Source organism: Streptomyces sp. NPDC003248, from assembly GCF_055563235.1.
On sequence record NZ_JBVHDT010000006.1, the window covers coordinates 128,218 to 143,119 of the forward strand.

General features: G+C 70.1%; 16 protein-coding genes and 1 pseudogene. 9 read left to right on the top strand and 8 right to left on the bottom strand.

From position 1 onward, the window contains the following. Positions 1–28: 28 nt before the first annotated feature. Entirely contained in the window at positions 29–526 is a 498-nt protein-coding gene (locus tag ACZ3KJ_RS16670) for a MarR family winged helix-turn-helix transcriptional regulator (RefSeq protein WP_389522235.1), read from the top strand. Between the two features lie 226 nt (positions 527–752). On the opposite strand, the gene ACZ3KJ_RS16675 is transcribed toward ACZ3KJ_RS16670, so the two are convergent. Continuing rightward, complete coding sequence (locus ACZ3KJ_RS16675) at positions 753–1,526, bottom strand: LuxR C-terminal-related transcriptional regulator (RefSeq protein ID WP_467527594.1); 774 nt, start codon at positions 1,524–1,526, stop codon at positions 753–755. Between the two features lie 259 nt (positions 1,527–1,785). On the opposite strand from ACZ3KJ_RS16675, the gene ACZ3KJ_RS16680 reads away from it, so the two are divergent. The 4 genes from ACZ3KJ_RS16680 (at position 1,786) to ACZ3KJ_RS16695 (ending at position 5,774) form a co-directional block, all read left to right on the top strand. Then, the gene (locus tag ACZ3KJ_RS16680; protein WP_467527595.1) at positions 1,786–2,241 is read left to right on the top strand and encodes a GNAT family N-acetyltransferase; all 456 of its coding nucleotides are present in this window, start codon (positions 1,786–1,788) and stop codon (positions 2,239–2,241) included. Positions 2,242–2,320: 79 nt separating this feature from the next. Next, on the top strand, positions 2,321–2,788 hold the full coding sequence (locus ACZ3KJ_RS16685) for a hypothetical protein (protein WP_467527596.1): 468 nt from the start codon (positions 2,321–2,323) through the stop codon (positions 2,786–2,788). A 12-nt stretch (positions 2,789–2,800) separates the two neighbouring features. Further along, complete coding sequence (locus tag ACZ3KJ_RS16690; protein ID WP_467527597.1) at positions 2,801–5,074, top strand: hypothetical protein; 2,274 nt, start codon at positions 2,801–2,803, stop codon at positions 5,072–5,074. A 10-nt stretch (positions 5,075–5,084) separates the two neighbouring features. Then, the gene (locus ACZ3KJ_RS16695) at positions 5,085–5,774 is read left to right on the top strand and encodes a hypothetical protein (RefSeq protein ID WP_467527599.1); all 690 of its coding nucleotides are present in this window, start codon (positions 5,085–5,087) and stop codon (positions 5,772–5,774) included. Positions 5,775–5,971: 197 nt separating this feature from the next. Here the strand turns inward: ACZ3KJ_RS16695 and galK are convergent, their stop codons facing one another. The 3 genes from galK to galT are packed head-to-tail and all read right to left on the bottom strand — an operon-like array spanning position 5,972 to position 9,161. Further along, positions 5,972–7,135 carry a galactokinase gene (gene galK, locus ACZ3KJ_RS16700; RefSeq protein ID WP_467527601.1) on the bottom strand — a complete coding sequence of 388 codons (1,164 nt, stop codon included), beginning with the start codon at positions 7,133–7,135 and terminating at the stop codon, positions 5,972–5,974. Next, complete coding sequence (gene galE / locus ACZ3KJ_RS16705; protein WP_467527603.1) at positions 7,135–8,103, bottom strand: UDP-glucose 4-epimerase GalE; 969 nt, start codon at positions 8,101–8,103, stop codon at positions 7,135–7,137. The genes galK and galE overlap by 1 nt, the downstream gene beginning before the upstream one ends. Next, on the bottom strand, positions 8,100–9,161 hold the full coding sequence (galT, locus tag ACZ3KJ_RS16710; RefSeq protein WP_467527605.1) for a galactose-1-phosphate uridylyltransferase: 1,062 nt from the start codon (positions 9,159–9,161) through the stop codon (positions 8,100–8,102). Before galT ends, galE begins: the two co-directional genes overlap by 4 nt. Positions 9,162–9,294: 133 nt before the next feature. On the opposite strand from galT, the gene ACZ3KJ_RS16715 reads away from it, so the two are divergent. Together ACZ3KJ_RS16715 and ACZ3KJ_RS16720 are read left to right on the top strand one after the other, a co-directional pair. Then, positions 9,295–10,974 carry a sodium:solute symporter family protein gene (locus tag ACZ3KJ_RS16715; RefSeq protein ID WP_467527606.1) on the top strand — a complete coding sequence of 560 codons (1,680 nt, stop codon included), beginning with the start codon at positions 9,295–9,297 and terminating at the stop codon, positions 10,972–10,974. A 39-nt stretch (positions 10,975–11,013) separates the two neighbouring features. Further along, positions 11,014–11,400 carry a hypothetical protein gene (locus tag ACZ3KJ_RS16720; RefSeq protein ID WP_467527607.1) on the top strand — a complete coding sequence of 129 codons (387 nt, stop codon included), beginning with the start codon at positions 11,014–11,016 and terminating at the stop codon, positions 11,398–11,400. A 185-nt stretch (positions 11,401–11,585) separates the two neighbouring features. On the opposite strand, the gene ACZ3KJ_RS16725 is transcribed toward ACZ3KJ_RS16720, so the two are convergent. The 3 genes from ACZ3KJ_RS16725 to ACZ3KJ_RS16735 all read right to left on the bottom strand — a co-directional run bounded on the left by ACZ3KJ_RS16725 (position 11,586) and on the right by ACZ3KJ_RS16735 (position 13,307). Beyond that, complete coding sequence (locus ACZ3KJ_RS16725) at positions 11,586–11,948, bottom strand: hypothetical protein (protein WP_389522263.1); 363 nt, start codon at positions 11,946–11,948, stop codon at positions 11,586–11,588. Positions 11,949–12,555: 607 nt separating this feature from the next. Further along, a complete protein-coding gene (locus ACZ3KJ_RS16730; RefSeq protein WP_467527609.1) occupies positions 12,556–12,822 on the bottom strand; it encodes a hypothetical protein in 267 nt (88 codons plus the stop codon). A gap of 62 nt (positions 12,823–12,884) precedes the next feature. Beyond that, complete coding sequence (locus ACZ3KJ_RS16735) at positions 12,885–13,307, bottom strand: ATP-binding protein (protein ID WP_467527611.1); 423 nt, start codon at positions 13,305–13,307, stop codon at positions 12,885–12,887. Between the two features lie 199 nt (positions 13,308–13,506). Here ACZ3KJ_RS16735 and ACZ3KJ_RS16740 point away from each other — a divergent pair, with 199 nt between their 5' ends. Further along, positions 13,507–14,358 (top strand): helix-turn-helix domain-containing protein, encoded by an 852-nt coding sequence (locus ACZ3KJ_RS16740; protein ID WP_467527613.1) that lies wholly within the window; start codon positions 13,507–13,509, stop codon positions 14,356–14,358. Positions 14,359–14,366: 8 nt separating this feature from the next. Beyond that, positions 14,367–14,540: pseudogene (locus ACZ3KJ_RS16745) on the top strand (DUF397 domain-containing protein); the annotation flags it as partial. 50 nt (positions 14,541–14,590) lie between these two features. Here the strand turns inward: ACZ3KJ_RS16745 and ACZ3KJ_RS16750 are convergent. Continuing rightward, positions 14,591–14,896 (bottom strand): ArsR/SmtB family transcription factor, encoded by a 306-nt coding sequence (locus ACZ3KJ_RS16750; protein ID WP_389522272.1) that lies wholly within the window; start codon positions 14,894–14,896, stop codon positions 14,591–14,593. Positions 14,897–14,902 lie beyond the last annotated feature (6 nt).

Genomic DNA, 14,902 nt, shown 5'->3' on the forward strand with positions numbered 1-14,902 from the left:
TGTCGACACAACCACTACACTGATCGTCATGGAGGACGAGGTCGATCGACTGGTCGCAGCGTGGCGCCGGGAGCGCCCGGACCTCGACGTGGAGCCGCTGGAAGTGCTGAGCCGGGTGAGCAGGCTGGCCCGGCATCTGGACCGGGCACGCCGTCTGGCGTTCTCCGAGCACCAGTTGGAGCCGTGGGAGTTCGACGTGCTGACGGCCCTCCGCCGCGCGGGGGCGCCGTATCAGCTGTCGCCGGGGCAGTTGCTGACGCAGACGCTGGTCACGTCGGGCACGATGACGAACCGCATCGACCGCCTGGCGAAGAAGGGCCTGGTCGAGCGGCTGCCCGATCCGAGCGACCGGCGCGGTGTGCTGGTGCGCCTCACGGACGACGGTAAGGACCGCGCCGACCAGGCGCTGTCCGGGCTCCTCGACCAGGAGCGGGCGATCCTGGCCGAGCTGTCCCACGCCCAGCGCGGTGAACTGGCCGGGCTGCTGCGCCAGCTGACCGCCCCGTTCGACAACATCCCCGGCTGAGGGCCCGGCGGCTCGCGTTCGGCGACCGGCGACCGGGGACCGCCCCGGTGGCGCGCATGAGACGACCGGGGACCGCCCCGGTGGCGCGCGTGAGACGTACGGACAAAGCTCCTACGGCTGTGGCGAGGCGACCGGGAACGGGCCGGCGACTATCGCGCGGCGACCGGGAACGGGCCTACGGCTGTGGCGAGGCGACCGAGACTGGTCGGCGGCTCGTGCGGGCCGATCAGGCGCTGTTGGTCTCCTCCTGCCGCATCCGCCCGGCCGGTCCCAGGTCCACGGGACCGACTCCCGCCCGGCGGGCGAGGGCGACGGCGGCCAGGGTGGAGTGCACGCCCAGTTTGCCGAGGACGTTCTGCATGTGGGTGCGGACGGTGTGCGGGGAGAGGAACAGCCGCTCGGCGACGGCCTTCCGTCCCAGGCCCGCGACCATGCAGCGCAGCACCTCCCGCTCCCGCGGGGTGAGGGACTCCACGAGCCGCTCGCTCTCGGTGCGGTGCTTGCGGGCGGCGGTCAGCTCCTTGAGCACGCCGGTGAGCAGGGCGGGCGGCAGGTGCGTCTCCTCGCGCAGCACCCCGCGGATGACGGTGAGCAGCCGCGACAGCGAGCAGTCCTTCGCGACCCAGCCGGACGCCCCGGCCTGGAGGGCGAGGGCGGCGCGCCGCGGGTCGTCCTTCTCGGCGAGGACGACGACCCGGACGTGCGGCTGGGCGCCGCGGACGCCCGTGACGAGCGTGATCCCGTCGACGAGCCCGTCCTCCCCCACCTCCTGCACGGGCACCGCGGACCGTACGCCCGGCAGGTGGCCGCCCAGATCGGCGTCGACGAGCAGCACGTCGTAGCGGCGCCCCTCGGCGGCCGCGCGCTCCAGGCTGCGCAGGGCCGCCGGGCCGCTGCCGGCCGCGGAGACGTCGACGTCGGGCTCGGCGGCCAGGGCGGCGGCGAGCGACTCGGCGAAGATACGGTGGTCGTCGACGACCAGAACACGGATGCGAACCACGAAACCCCCTTCCCCAGGCTCCTTCACGGAGCAGGGGATACCCCAGGTCCGGAGAACGACGACCGGCGCGGGCACGACGCCCGCGGGGTGGTGCGATGGCACGGCCGCCGCCGTGCAGACATCGATACCCCCACCGCGGGCGCCGTACCCGACTGTCTCGCCCCCTGATCAGCACCGGCCCCCACCGGTGCTGCTCACAGCGTAGGGCTGTGGGCGACGAGCGGAAGGCAATTCACAGAACTGGCCGTCCCGCGCGTTTATGGTGTGCCGCATGTTTCGTCTTGAGACAGAAGTCGACAGGGCTCGGCGCGATCTTCTCCGTTCGCGGCTCCTCGACACCAACACGGTGGCCTCCCCCGTCCTGCGCGCCCTGCGCGGCACCCCCGCCGAGCGGGAGGTCCCCCTGCACGTCTGGGCGTCGGACCGGTCCGGCGAGCTGGCCGGCGGGCTCGTCGGCCACACCTGGACCACCTGGCTGCACGTCACCTACCTCTGGGTCGACGAACGCCACCGCGGCACGGGCCTGGGCACCCGCCTGCTCACGGAGGCCGAACACGTCGCCCGGGACCGGCGGGGCTGCCGCCGGGCACGGCTGGAGACCTGGGACTTCCAGGCCCCGGAGTTCTACCGGCGGCGGGGCTACGAGGTGGTGTGCGTGATCGAGGACTACCCGCCGGGGCACACGGAGTTGACGCTGACGAAGCGGCTGGGGTGAGCCGACCGGGACACAGGTTGCCATGGCAAACTTCACTGCCGTCGGACATCGAACGTCCAGGTAACGGGGGAAATACCGTATGGCATGGGACGAATGGGAAGAGCTGAAGTCGCAGACGGGCAGCGGTGACGCGACGCATATGCGTCTCAACCAGTACCCCGCCGATTCGGGGGGCGGGACGGCCGGGGGCCAGGGCGACCTCGTCGCGTACCAGGACGACCTCGGTGCGGTCGGGCACGAGGCGTTCGTCCTCCACGGCCGGCTGCACGACGACGTGGACATCGCCGGGGCCGGCGCCGACGGCAAGGGCGACGGGTCGACCGCCCAGGCGGCGAGCGCCCTGAAGAGCAGCAACTTCGTGATGGGTGCCGCGCTGACGGAGACCGTGGAGGTCTGGACGACCCAGGTGAAGGCGGTGCTTCAGGCCTGCGCGCACATCTCCAACCACCTCGACTACAGCAAGAAGCTGCACGCCCAGAACGACACGACCATCGCGGCCGATCTCTCGGGCATGTCCGTGTCCCGTCTCAACGAGTACTTCACGTAACGGGGGGCTGACATGGCTCTGGCTTACACGGACCTGAAGACGGTCGATCTCGGCAAACTCGGGACCGCCGTGTCGGACTGGAAGAACGCCGTCGACAAGCTGACGACCCTGGAGGAGGACGCCAGGAAGGGCCTCCAGGCCAAGTCGGACACCGCGCGCTGGGCCGGGGCCAACGCCACGGTGACACGCGGCTTCGTGACGAAGACCGTCAAGGAGTTCGCGGACCTCCTGTCGGAGGCGGACAGCATCTACCAGGTGCTCGACGACGCCCACCGGGAACTGGTGGCACTCCAGAAGAAGGTCAACTCCCTGGAGGACGAGGCGGGCAAGAAGGGCTTCACCGTCCACGACAACGGCGACTGCACGGTCTCGGTCTCCCTGTACATCCCGCCGGGGACCCCGCCCGAGAAGGAGGACGACCCGGCGGCGCGCCAGGAGTACGCGGACGAGATCAGTACGAGTCTCGGCCGCGCGAACGACATCGACCAGTCGGTGAAACTGGCGCTCAAGCGCAGCCACGGCGACGATCCGTACAACGCCGGCCACGCCTCGTACGAGTCGCTGAACGACGCCCAGGTCGACCGTGCGCTGGAGCTCGCCAAGAAGGGCGAGCACCTGACGAACACCGAGCTCGCGGAGCTGAACCGGCTGGTGAAGTTCAACGGCCAGGACAAGGACGGCGAGTTCGCGACCGAGTTCTACCAGGGACTCGGCGGGCCGGAGAAGGCGCTGGAGTTCTACGGGACCATGGCCCTGGACGGCACCGCGGGCAGCGACAAGGCCCGGCTCGCGCTGACCAAGGACTTCCAGCAGAGCATGGGCATGGCCCTGGCCACGGCCACCGACCCGGACAACAAGACGCACCTGCCGTCCAGTTGGGGCGACCAGTTCCGCAAGCTGGGCGCCGAGCGGCTGAACATACCGCGGGCCGGCCTGAACCAGCCGTACGGCTATCAGGTGCTCGGCGGACTCCTGCGCTACGGCGACTACGACACCCGGTTCATCAAGCCCATCGCCGAGCACATCGTCCAGCTCCACCACACGCAGCCCAACCTGTTCACGCTGGCCAAGCCCGCCACCGGAGGCATCGACCTCGACTACGGCTACAACCCGTCGGGCAAGGTGGGCGCCGGATACGATCCGCTGACCAGCGTCCTGGAGGCGCTGGGGCACAGCCCGGAGGCGTCCAAGGCGTTCTTCTCCGACGAGGACCCGGACGTCTACCGCACCGACGGCACGGTCGACAAGGACGCCACCCTCGGCTACACCTACTTCGACGAACTGACCGACAAGAAGTTCCAGTGGCCCACCGACAGCCTCGGCGCCGTGAGCAAGCCCTACGGGGTGGACGCGCTCGGGCACGCCCTGGAGTCGGCGACCCTCGGCCACGCGTGGGACGACGTCAACCCGACCCTGCACCGGGACGCCGACTCGGCCCGGATCATGGAGCAGGTGGTCAGCACCTACGGCACCGATCCCGAGCTCACGAAGCAGCAGGAGATCCTGTCGGACAGCCTGGGCCGCATGGGCTCCGGGTACATCGACGACATCAGCTGGGGCCTGGACAAGAACCGGTCGGACAGCCTGTACGCGCCCCAGGGCGACGCGGACGCCCACGCCCGGTTCGGCCGCGACGACACCCGCGGCTTCCTGAGCATCATCGGCGAGTACCCCGACGCCTACGCCGATGTCTCCGCCGCGGACAAGATCTACACCAGCAGCATGCTGGAGGCGCAGGTCGGCGCCGACGGTTCGATCAACGAGGGGCACGCTCGGGAAGCCGTCCGCACCGGTGCCGAGATCCAGGGAATGCTGGACCAGTCCCGGGCCGACCAGGTGGAGGCGGAGGGCCTCAAGGCGGACAAGGAGTACAACGAGGCCCTGGAGAAGCGCAACGGCTGGGTGGAGTTCGGCACCGGTGCCGCGGTGGCGGCGGGCGTCGCCCTGCTGCCCGAGGTGGCGGCGGTCGGCCTGGTCGCCACGGCCGTCCCGATCGTGATGGACACCGGGCAGGGAGCCCTGGAGCAGACCATCGGCGACGTCGTCGGGGACTGGACGGAGTCGAACCAGAAGGACAGCGGCGACGACATCCAGGAGCAGCGCCAGGCGATCTACCGGGCGGGTGAGGCGAACGCCGAGGTCCCCATGGACCACTTCGTCCAGCAGCACCGCATCGACCGGACCGGGGACTTCGGCCAGGACCTGGAGGAGGCGTGGCTGAGCGGTTACGGCACGGGAACGGACCGCGAGAACCAGCAGGGCTACCGGCCCCAGACGGACGACTGAGCGGAACGGCGTGGACACGATGCTCAAGCAGAAGCCGGCGCTGACCGCCGCACTCACGGTGTGCGTGCTGGGCGCCGCGCTGACCGGATGCGGCGGCGGCGAACCGACGGACGGGGCCACCGGCGCGACGGCGTCCCCCACGGCGGCGTCCGGGACGTTCTGCGGTGCCGCTCTCACAGGGGCCGCGCGCGAATCCCTGCGCGACCTCGTGGGAACGGACAGCTACAGAACCCTGGGATCCGAGGACGGGCCGCAGGAGGTGGCGGACGCTCTCGTGGCGGACGCCACGGCGGGCGGCACCTCCACGGAGGACCACGAACTGTGCCGCGCCTTCGCTCCGTCGGACGAGTCGTCCAACGGCACCTCGGTCGCCTACGGCCTGGTCGACGCGGAGCCGGAGAACCCCGCCTCCGTCTTCACCCGGTACCGGCTGGGATCGGCGACGGCACTGGCGAGGGCGATGAACGCCGTGGTGTTCCTCAAGTGTTCCGGCAGCGTCCTCGCTGGCGGCGACGGCAAGGAGTTCCTGATCCAGGGCGAACTCGTCAACCGGAGCACCTCGCTCGAGGACACCGAGGAGACCCGCCGGGAGAACCTCACCGTCCTGCACGCGGCGTCCCTCGCCGTGGCCCGCGCACTCGGCTGCGCCGGCACCGCCGGGCTGCCGGCCGCGTTCACGGTGACGCGCCAGGACACCTGACGGGGTTCACGCAGCCGGGGGGGGCGGTTACCCGGGGCGGGGCAGGAACGGCGGACGCGGCGGAACCCGCGGTCCGCCTCCGCCCACCGCGGGCGGTGGCGGAGGTCCGCCTCCGCCACCGCGGGCGGTGGCGGAGGCGGACCGTCGGGCACCTGGAACCGCGGCCGGTGCGGGACGTGCACCGCCTAGGGCCGGGGTCAGTCCAGGCGGCGGGCCCCCGCCGAGGGGACCGCCTCGAAGACGCGGGGGGCCGTGTGGCCGGCCGCGGCGAAGGCTTCCTGGACGGCCTTGGTGAGCGTGTCGACGTCGGTGGCCTCGGCGAGGACGATGGCCGAGCCGCCGAAGCCGCCGCCGGTCATGCGGGCGCCGAGGGCGCCGGTGGCGAGGGCGGTGTCGACGACGAGGTCGAGTTCGGGGCAGGAGATGCGGAAGTCGTCGCGGAGGGAGGCGTGGCCCTCGGTGAGGACCGGGCCGATCGCGCGGGGGTCGCCCGACTCCAGCAGGGAGACGACCCGCTCGACGCGCTCGTCCTCCGTCACCACGTGCCGGACCAGGCGGCGGACCTCCTCCTCGTCCCCGAGGCGGGCCAGGGCCTCGTCCAGGCCCGCGTAGGGGATGTCCCGGAGGGCGTCGACGCCGAGGAGGGCGGCGCCCTTCTCGCAGCCGGCGCGGCGCTTGCCGTACTCGCCGTCGCTGTGGGCGTGCTTGACCTGGGTGTCGACGACGAGCAGCCGCAGTCCCAGGGCGGCCAGGTCGAGGGGGATCTGCTTCTGGGAGAGGTCGCGGGTGTCGAGGAACAGGGCGTGTCCGGCCTCGCAGCAGGCGGACGCGGTCTGGTCCATGATCCCGGTGGGGGCGCCGACGTAGACGTTCTCGGCGCGCTGGCACAGGCGGGCGAGCTGCCAGCGCTGGAGGCCGAGGTCGTACAGGTCGTTGAGGGCCAGGGCGACGACGACCTCCAGGGCCGCCGACGAGGACAGGCCCGCGCCGGAGGGGACCGTCGAGGTGAGGTGGACGTCGGCGCCGGTGACGGGGTGGCCGGCCTCGCGCAGGGCCCAGACCACGCCCGCCGGGTACGCCGTCCAGTTCCGGTCGGACTCGGGGGTGAGGTCGTCGAGCACCAGCTCGACGACGCCGCCGTCGACGTCCGCCGAGTGCAGGCGCAGCCGGCCGTCGTCGCGGCGGGAGACCGCGGCGGTCGCGGTGTGCGGCAGCGCGAAGGGCATCACGAAGCCGTCGTTGTAGTCGGTGTGCTCGCCGATGAGGTTGACGCGGCCGGGCGCCGACCAGACCCCGTCGGGCTCGGTCCCGTACAGCGCGGCGAAGCCGTCCCGCACGTCCTGCGTCTGCTGTGCCCCCACTACTGCTCCCTTGCGGTCTTCTGCGTGAACTCCCACGCGTCGGCGACGATACCCGCGAGGTCCGCGCGGGACGGGTTCCAGCCGAGGCGCTCGCGGGCGGTGGCCGCCGAGGCGACCAGGACCGCCGGGTCGCCGCCGCGGCGCGGGGCCACGACCTCGGGGATCGGGTGGCCGGTGACCGTGCGGACGGTCTCGATGACCTCGCGGACGGAGAAGCCGTTGCCGTTGCCGAGGTTGCAGATGAGGTGCTCGCCGGGGGTGGCCGCGTCGACGGCGAGCAGGTGGGCCTCGGCGAGGTCGGCGACGTGGATGTAGTCGCGGATGCAGGTGCCGTCGGGGGTCGGGTAGTCGTCGCCGAAGACGGAGATGGCCTCGCGGCGGCCCTGCGCGACCTGGAGGACCAGGGGGATGAGGTGCGACTCGGGGTCGTGGCGCTCGCCGTACGCGCCGTAGGCGCCAGCCACGTTGAAGTAGCGCAGCGAGACGGCGGCGAGCCCGTGGGCGGCGGCCTCGCCGGTGATCATGTGGTCGACGGCGAGCTTGGAGGCGCCGTAGGGGGAGGTCGGCGCGGTGGGGTCGGTCTCGGTGATCGGGGTGCTGACGGGCTCGCCGTAGGTGGCGGCCGTCGACGAGAACACCAGCTTGCGCACGCCCGCCTCGCGCATGGCGCCGAGGAGGGCCATGGTGCCGCCGACGTTGTTGTCCCAGTACTTCTCCGGCTTCACGACCGACTCGCCGACCTGGGAGAACGCGGCGAAGTGGAGGACGGCGTCGAAGGAGGGGTCGAGCCACTTGGCGGCGTCGCGGATGTCGCCCTCGACGAAGGAGGCACCGGCCGGGACGCCGGCGCGGAAGCCGGTGGACAGGTTGTCGAGGACGACGACCTCGTGCCCCGCCTCCAGCAGGTGCTGGGCGACCACGCTGCCGACGTATCCCGCGCCGCCCGTGACCAAGTACTTGCCGCTCATGAACTCGCTACCTCTCGCAGTCGCTCGGCCGCGCGCTCCGGCGGCACGTCGTTGATGAACACGTTCATGCCGGATTCGGAACCCGCGAGGAACTTCAGCTTGCCGGAGGTGCGGCGGATGGTGAAAAGCTCGAGGTGCAGCGCGAAGTCGTCGCGGTTGACGCCGTCGAACTCCTCCAGCTGGCCGAACGGCGCCTGGTGCCAGGCGGCGATGTACGGCGTCGGAGGCTCCCCTTCACCGAAAATCCGGTCGAAGCGCTTCAAGAGTTCCAGGTAGACCTTGGGGAACTCTGTGCGCGCCGCCTCGTCGAGGGCGAGCAGGTCGGGCACGCGGCGCTTGGGATAGAGGTGCACCTCGTACGGCCAGTGCGCGGCGTACGGCACGAAGGCCACCCAGTGTTCACCCTCCAGGACGACCCGCTCGTCGGCGAGCTCCCGCTCCAGGACGGCGTCGAACAGGTTGTCCCCGCCGGTGGCGTCCTTGTGGGCGGCCACCTGGCGCAGCATCAGGGCGGTGCGGGGCGTGGTGAAGGGGTAGGCGTAGATCTGCCCGTGAGGATGACCCAGCGTGACGCCGATCTCGGCGCCGCGGTTCTCGAAGCAGAAGACCTGACCCACGGAGGGCAGATGCGACAGCTCGGAGGTCCGGTCCGTCCACGCGTCGAGCACCAGCCGTGCCTGCTCCTCGGTGAGGTCGGCGAAGGACGCGTTGTGGTCGGAGGTGAAGCAGACGACCTCGCAGCGCCCGGAGTCACCGGCCAGGGAGGGAAAACGATTCTCGAAGACGACCACGTCGTACGTGGAGTCCGGGATCTCGCTGAGCCGCTCGCCCTGGGAGGGGCACAGGGGGCACTCGTCGGCCGGCGGGTGATAGGTGCGCCCCTGCCGGTGCGAGGCGATCGCCACCGAGTCGCCGAGGAGCGGGTCCCGGCGTACCTCCGAAGTGGTGACCGTGCGCTCCAGCGGGCGGCGGTCGACCGCGTCGCGCACCGAGTCGTCCCGCAGGTCGTAGTAGATGAGCTCACGACCGTCGGCCAAGCGGGTCGAGGTCTTCTTCACCGCGACTCTCCATCCCTGCCGCAAGCAGCAGTACCGAGCAAAGCATCAAACAGAACCAAACACATAAAACCATAAACCCCCACGCGCGTCACCACCACAACCAAACAGAGACCCCAAGCGAAGTGAGCAGCGCATGCGAACCCCCACGTACCTCGCGGCTGAGCTACGGCTTCCGACCAACTGGCTCGACTACACGATCCTCGGCATCTACTTCGTGGTCGTCCTGGGCATCGGCTTCGCCGCCCGCCGCTCGGTGAAGACCAGCCTCGACTTCTTCCTCTCCGGCCGCTCCCTGCCCGCGTGGATCACGGGCCTCGCCTTCGTCTCGGCGAACCTGGCGGCGACGGAGATCCTCGGCATGGCGGCGAACAGCGCTCAGTACGGCGCGTACACCGTCCACTGGTACTGGATCGGCGCCATCCCGGCCATGGTGTTCCTGGGCCTGGTGATGATGCCGTTCTACTACGGCTCGAAGGTCCGTTCGGTCCCCGAGTTCCTGCTGCTGCGCTTCGACCGGGGGGCGCACCTGCTGAGTTCGCTTCTGTTCGCCTTCGCCGCGGTCCTGATCTCGGGCGTGAACCTGTACGCACTCGCGATCGTCGTGGAGGCGCTGCTGGGCTGGCCGCAGTGGGTGGCGATCGTGGTCGCGGGCTTCTTCGTCCTGGCGTACATCACACTGGGCGGCCTGTCCTCGGCGATCTACAACGAGGTGCTCCAGTTCTTCGTGATCCTGGCGGCCCTGATCCCGCTGTCGGTGCTGGGCCTGAAGAGGGTGGGCGGCTGGGACGGCCTGTCGGACGCGCTGACGAAGGCCCACGGCGACAACTTCGTCACCGCCTGGGGCGGCACCGGCATCGGCAGTGACAACCCGCTGGGCGCGAACTGGCTGACGATCGTGCTGGGCCTCGGCTTCGTGCTGTCGTTCGGCTACTGGACGACGAACTTCGCCGAGGTGCAGCGCGCGCTGTCCGCCCGCAACCTCTCGGCGGCCCAGCGCACCCCGCTGATCGCCGCGTTCCCGAAGATCTTCATCGTCTTCCTGGTGATGATCCCGGGCCTGGTGGCGGCGGTCCTGGTCCCGTCGATCGGCACGGCCGACTCGGACCTCCAGTACAACGACGCGATCCCGTACCTGATGGAGCAGCTGCTGCCGAACGGCGTGCTCGGCATCGCCGTGACGGGTCTGCTGGCGGCGTTCATGGCGGGCATGGCGGCGAACGTGTCGTCCTTCAACACCGTCTTCACCACCGACATCTGGGCGAAGTACGTGGTGATCGGCCGGGAGGACGGCTACTACGTCCGCTTCGGCCGGCTGATCACGACGATCGGCGTGGTGGCGTCGATCGGCACGGCGTTCCTGGCGTCGTCGTTCTCGAACATCATGAGCTACCTCCAGACGCTGTTCTCCTTCTTCAACGTGCCGATGTTCGTCGTCTTCATCGTCGGCATGTTCTGGAAGCGGGCGTCGATGAAATCCGGCTTCTGGGGGCTGCTGGCGGGCACCACGGCCGCGATGGTCAATTACTTCGTCTTCTACAAGCAGGGCGTCATCGCCATCCCCACCGACCAGGGCGCGAACTTCGTCTCGGCGATCGCCGGGTTCGTGGCGGGCGCGGTGGTCATGTTCGTGGTGTCCCTGTTCACCGCTCCCAAGCCGGAGGAGGAGCTCCAGGGCCTGGTCTACGGCACCGTCTCCCCCGGCATGGCCGAGCCGCCCGCGCCGGGCGACGAGGCCTGGTACCGCAAACCGGCCCTGCTGGGCTGGGGCGCGATCGTCCTGGCCGCCGTCTGCTACATCCCGTTCTCGTTCTGAGCCCGCACGCGACGCCGATCGCGGGAGGATGGAAAGACCATGTCTGAGCACTTCGAACCCGACGAGCACGCGGCGGCGGCCGAGCGGCTGCGGCACGCGGGCTACTCCGACGCGGACGTCCAGCGCGAGGTCATCGAGCTGGAGGAGAAGTCCGCGACCGCGGCCCGCATCTTCGACCTGCGCCGCATCATCGGCGGCCTGTTCGTCGTCTACGGCGTGATCGTCACGATCGTGGGCCTCACGGACGACGACGCGGCCATCGCCAAGGCCCAGGGCATCAACATCAACCTGTGGACGGGCCTGGGCATGCTGCTGCTGGGCCTGTTCTTCCTGGTGTGGCTGAAGCTGCGTCCGGCGTCCCATCCGACGCCGTCGCTGCCGCCGGAGGCGGTGTCGCCGGAGGGTGAGCCGCCGCGGGGCGCGTAGCGGGGCGCATAGCAGGACGCCGGGGCGCGTACGGGGTGGGGGCGTACGGGGTCGGATCCGCCGGGTGTGTGCGGCGGATCCGACCCCGTCGTCGTACGGCTGTCCCATCCGTCGTGAGGACCGCAACGGGGGACAGCCCCGGGATCCGTGGTGCCGGATCCCGGGGCTGTCCTGGAACTCAGTGCTTAGAGCAGGTCCAGCAGGCTGTCCTGGCCGTTGGCGTTCAGGTTGCCGCTGGTGGAGTTGTCGCCGATGCTGCAGGACTGCTGAACCGTCGGCTTGTTCGAGGAGTAGCCGAGGATGTTGACGTTCACGTTGTTCAGCGCGTTCACGAGGCCGCTCGAGTGGGCGGAGTTGTCCACCTCGGCGTAGTTGACGCACTGCTTGGTGGCGCCGTCCGACTTCGTGTCCTTCGTGTCCTTCGAGTCCGAGCGGTAGCCGCTGTCCGTCGTGCGGTGACCGTCGGCGGCGGAGGCAACGCCCGCTCCGACCATGGTGAGGCTGCCGATCATGGCGGCCGCGAGAGCAGCCTTGCCAATCTTACGCATTTCATCCCTTTCTTCGACTGAGTTGACGCGTATCGTCCCGTAACGAGGCGTTACTGAACGTTACGAATATGCACCGTATGTTACGATTGCACCTTTTGCACCTCACCACGCCGACTCATTCTCGGCAACCACGAGCACACCACCCGGGGAGACCCGGACGCGGGCGATCCGAGGGGCGCGACGGGAAGCGGGCACAGCGTGAGGGGGCACCCCCGCACAACCCTCCGCGACTACTTTGACCTGCGGTGATGACCGAGTGAGGCGGGTCGGACGGAGTCTCCGGCAAGGCCGGCGCCGACGGCGGAATCGAGCCGCCGCCCGGCCGCCCGTCCGCCGCCGAAGGTGTGAACCGGCGGAGGGCCGTCCGGGAAGTGGGCGGGGCGCGTCGCCGGGGAGAGCGAGGGGCGGGCGAGGCGGGCGAGGCGGTGGGCCGGCGGCCGTGGGCGGCCGGACCGGAGAGGGGGCCGCAGGCGGCGGCAGCCGTGGGGACGGGGACCGCGCGGGGCGAAGGCCCGGGTGATGCGGGAGGCCGTAGGCAGCGAGGGCGGGGGGAGGGGAGCGGTCGGCTCGGCGCCGCCTACGGCGTGAGCATGGGGGCAGGCGCGGGTCAGGCGGTGGGCCCTTCGCCGAACAGCTCCCTCGCGTCGGCGACCTGGTAGGAGCGGTCGAGCCAGGTGCCCAGCTCGTCGACGTCGGTGGAGGACAGGACGCGCTCCCTGACGGAGTCGGGGACGTCGATCTGCCGCCACTGGAGGTTGCGCAGGATGATCTCGGCCCGCTCGTGGGCCCGGCCCTCCTCGCGGCCCTCCTCGCGCCCCTGCTCGCGGACTTCCTCAGCGAGCGGGTGCCGCCAGAAGTACTGCACCGTCGTCATGAAATCCCTCCACATCTGCCGGGCCGGAGACCTGTCAGGCGCGAGTCGACGTGATCAACGAGCTACGCGGCGACCAGGTCACACCACACGTACTTGCCACGCCGCCCACGGCGGGACAGCGGCTGCCAGCCCCACACGTCCGCGCAGGCCCGGACCAGGGCAAGGCCCCTGCCGTCCTCGGCGTCGTCGGCGAGGTCGTCGAGCTTCGCGGGCGGGTCCGGAGGTTCGGGGTCGGCGTCCCAGGCCCCGACGCGCAGGACGCCGTCGGCGTAACGGATGCGGAGGGCGGCGGGGCCGTTGGTGTGCTGGACGGCGTTCGCGAGCAGTTCGGAGGCGATCAGCTCGGCGGTGTCGGTGAGGTGGGCGAGGCCATGGAGGGCGAGGATCAGGCGCAGGGTGCGGCGGGAGACGGGGACGGCTCTGGGGTCGTTGGGGATGTAGAGGGAGTACTCCCAGGGGGTGGGGGCGGTGGCGGGTTCGGGCATGCGGCAGCTCCGTTCGTAAGGGGGTGAGGGAGGAACGAGGGCGCAGTGGCATTGCCGCAGCCGTCATGGCAGGACGGAGCGGTGCGCTTCCGCAGAGTGACGTTCGCGTCACCGACGGTAGGGTAGAAATTACTACCCTCGCAACCGGCTCGCGTAATCTAACGCCCGAACGAGTCGCCCCCGAGAGGCAGTTGCGCAAATGACTATGCGGACCCAGCCCACGGCACGACAGGTCCGCCTGGGCTCTGAGCTGCGCAAACTACGGGAGGCTGCGGGCAAGCCGGCAAAGGAGGTGGCCGCGCTCCTCGGGTCCAGTTCGGCACACATGAGCCAGATCGAGGCGGGGAGCTCCGCGATCAGTGAAGAGCGGCTACGGAGACTGGCCGCTCACTGCGCTTGCACGGACGATGAGTTGATCGAGGCTCTCGTAGCCATGGCAACCGAGCGCACCCGCGGCTGGTGGGACGAGTACCGAGGCATCCTGCCTCGGGTGAACTTGGACGTGGCTGAGGCCGAGCACCACGCGACGTTCCTGCGCGAAATCGTCATCAACTACGTTCCGGGTCTGCTTCAGACACCTGACTACGCTCGCGCCGTCTTCAGTTACATGCGACCCGAACTGCCGGAGAGCGAGCTGGCACCGCGCGTGGAACACCGGATGCAGCGCCACGCGGTCATCGACCGCAAGGACTCCACGCCGTACGAGACGGTCGTCCACGAGTTCGCCCTGCGCGTCCGCGTGGCCGATCGCCGTACCACGCTTGCTCAACTCCGGCGCATTCTGTGTGAGATCGAACAGGGCCACGCTGCTGTACGCGTTATCCCCATCGACCAGGACGGATTCGCCGGTGCGGACGCTTCGATGATGCTTCTGGGCGGTCAACTGCCCCAACTGGACACCGCCCTTCGTGACGCACCCACTGGGACTCTGTTCATCGACGCAGAGGCGCAGTTGAAGCGGCTCCGAACACTTTTCCGTAAGGTGGAGAAGGCGTCACTCGAACCAACGGCGTCCCGGGACTTCATCCACCGCATGACGAAGGAGCTGTGAGCCGCGCCATGAATCACGCCCTGCGCTGGCAGAAGTCCACCTTCTCCGGTGGCGGCGAGGGCAACACCTGCATTGAACTCGCCGCCTCCCCCGAAGCGATCCACCTCCGCGAGAGCGACACCCCCACCACGCACCTCACCACCACCCCCACCGCCTTGGCCCACCTCCTGGACGGCATACGCACGGACGGCGCCCGTCGCCCGGTCGAGTCGGGAGGAGGCGGCCGGCCGGGTCAGGACGTGGTTCCGCCCTCGTTCGGGCGGTCGAGTTCGGCCACGAGGAGTTCCAGCAGGCCGGGGCAGTGCTTCTCGATGTCCGTCCTGCGCAGCCTCAGTGTGCTTCCGTTGCCGTGATCGCGCTGTACCACCAAACCCGCTTCCCGCAGAACCCGGAAGTGGTACGTACGCGTGGCCTTCTTCACCGGCAGGTCGAACGATCCGCAGGCGCGCTCCCGGTCTTCGGGATCGGTCGCGAGTTCGGCGATCATCCTCCGCCGGGAGTCGTCCGCGAGCGCGGCGAACACTCTGCCAAGGTCCACGATCCT

Bases quoted from the DNA above. Each gene is read 5' to 3' on its own strand.
- ACZ3KJ_RS16670 (WP_389522235.1), top strand. From the start codon at position 29: ATGGAGGACGAGGTCGATCGACTGGTCGCAGCGTGGCGCCGGGAGCGC.
- ACZ3KJ_RS16730 (WP_467527609.1), bottom strand. From the start codon at position 12,822: ATGACGACGGTGCAGTACTTCTGGCGGCACCCGCTCGCTGAGGAAGTC.
- ACZ3KJ_RS16715 (WP_467527606.1), top strand. From the start codon at position 9,295: ATGCGAACCCCCACGTACCTCGCGGCTGAGCTACGGCTTCCGACCAAC.
- ACZ3KJ_RS16720 (WP_467527607.1), top strand. From the start codon at position 11,014: ATGTCTGAGCACTTCGAACCCGACGAGCACGCGGCGGCGGCCGAGCGG.
- galE (WP_467527603.1), bottom strand. From the start codon at position 8,103: ATGAGCGGCAAGTACTTGGTCACGGGCGGCGCGGGATACGTCGGCAGC.
- ACZ3KJ_RS16680 (WP_467527595.1), top strand. From the start codon at position 1,786: ATGGTGTGCCGCATGTTTCGTCTTGAGACAGAAGTCGACAGGGCTCGG.
- ACZ3KJ_RS16735 (WP_467527611.1), bottom strand. From the start codon at position 13,307: ATGCCCGAACCCGCCACCGCCCCCACCCCCTGGGAGTACTCCCTCTAC.
- ACZ3KJ_RS16690 (WP_467527597.1), top strand. From the start codon at position 2,801: ATGGCTCTGGCTTACACGGACCTGAAGACGGTCGATCTCGGCAAACTC.
- ACZ3KJ_RS16725 (WP_389522263.1), bottom strand. From the start codon at position 11,948: ATGCGTAAGATTGGCAAGGCTGCTCTCGCGGCCGCCATGATCGGCAGC.
- ACZ3KJ_RS16740 (WP_467527613.1), top strand. From the start codon at position 13,507: ATGACTATGCGGACCCAGCCCACGGCACGACAGGTCCGCCTGGGCTCT.
- ACZ3KJ_RS16685 (WP_467527596.1), top strand. From the start codon at position 2,321: ATGGCATGGGACGAATGGGAAGAGCTGAAGTCGCAGACGGGCAGCGGT.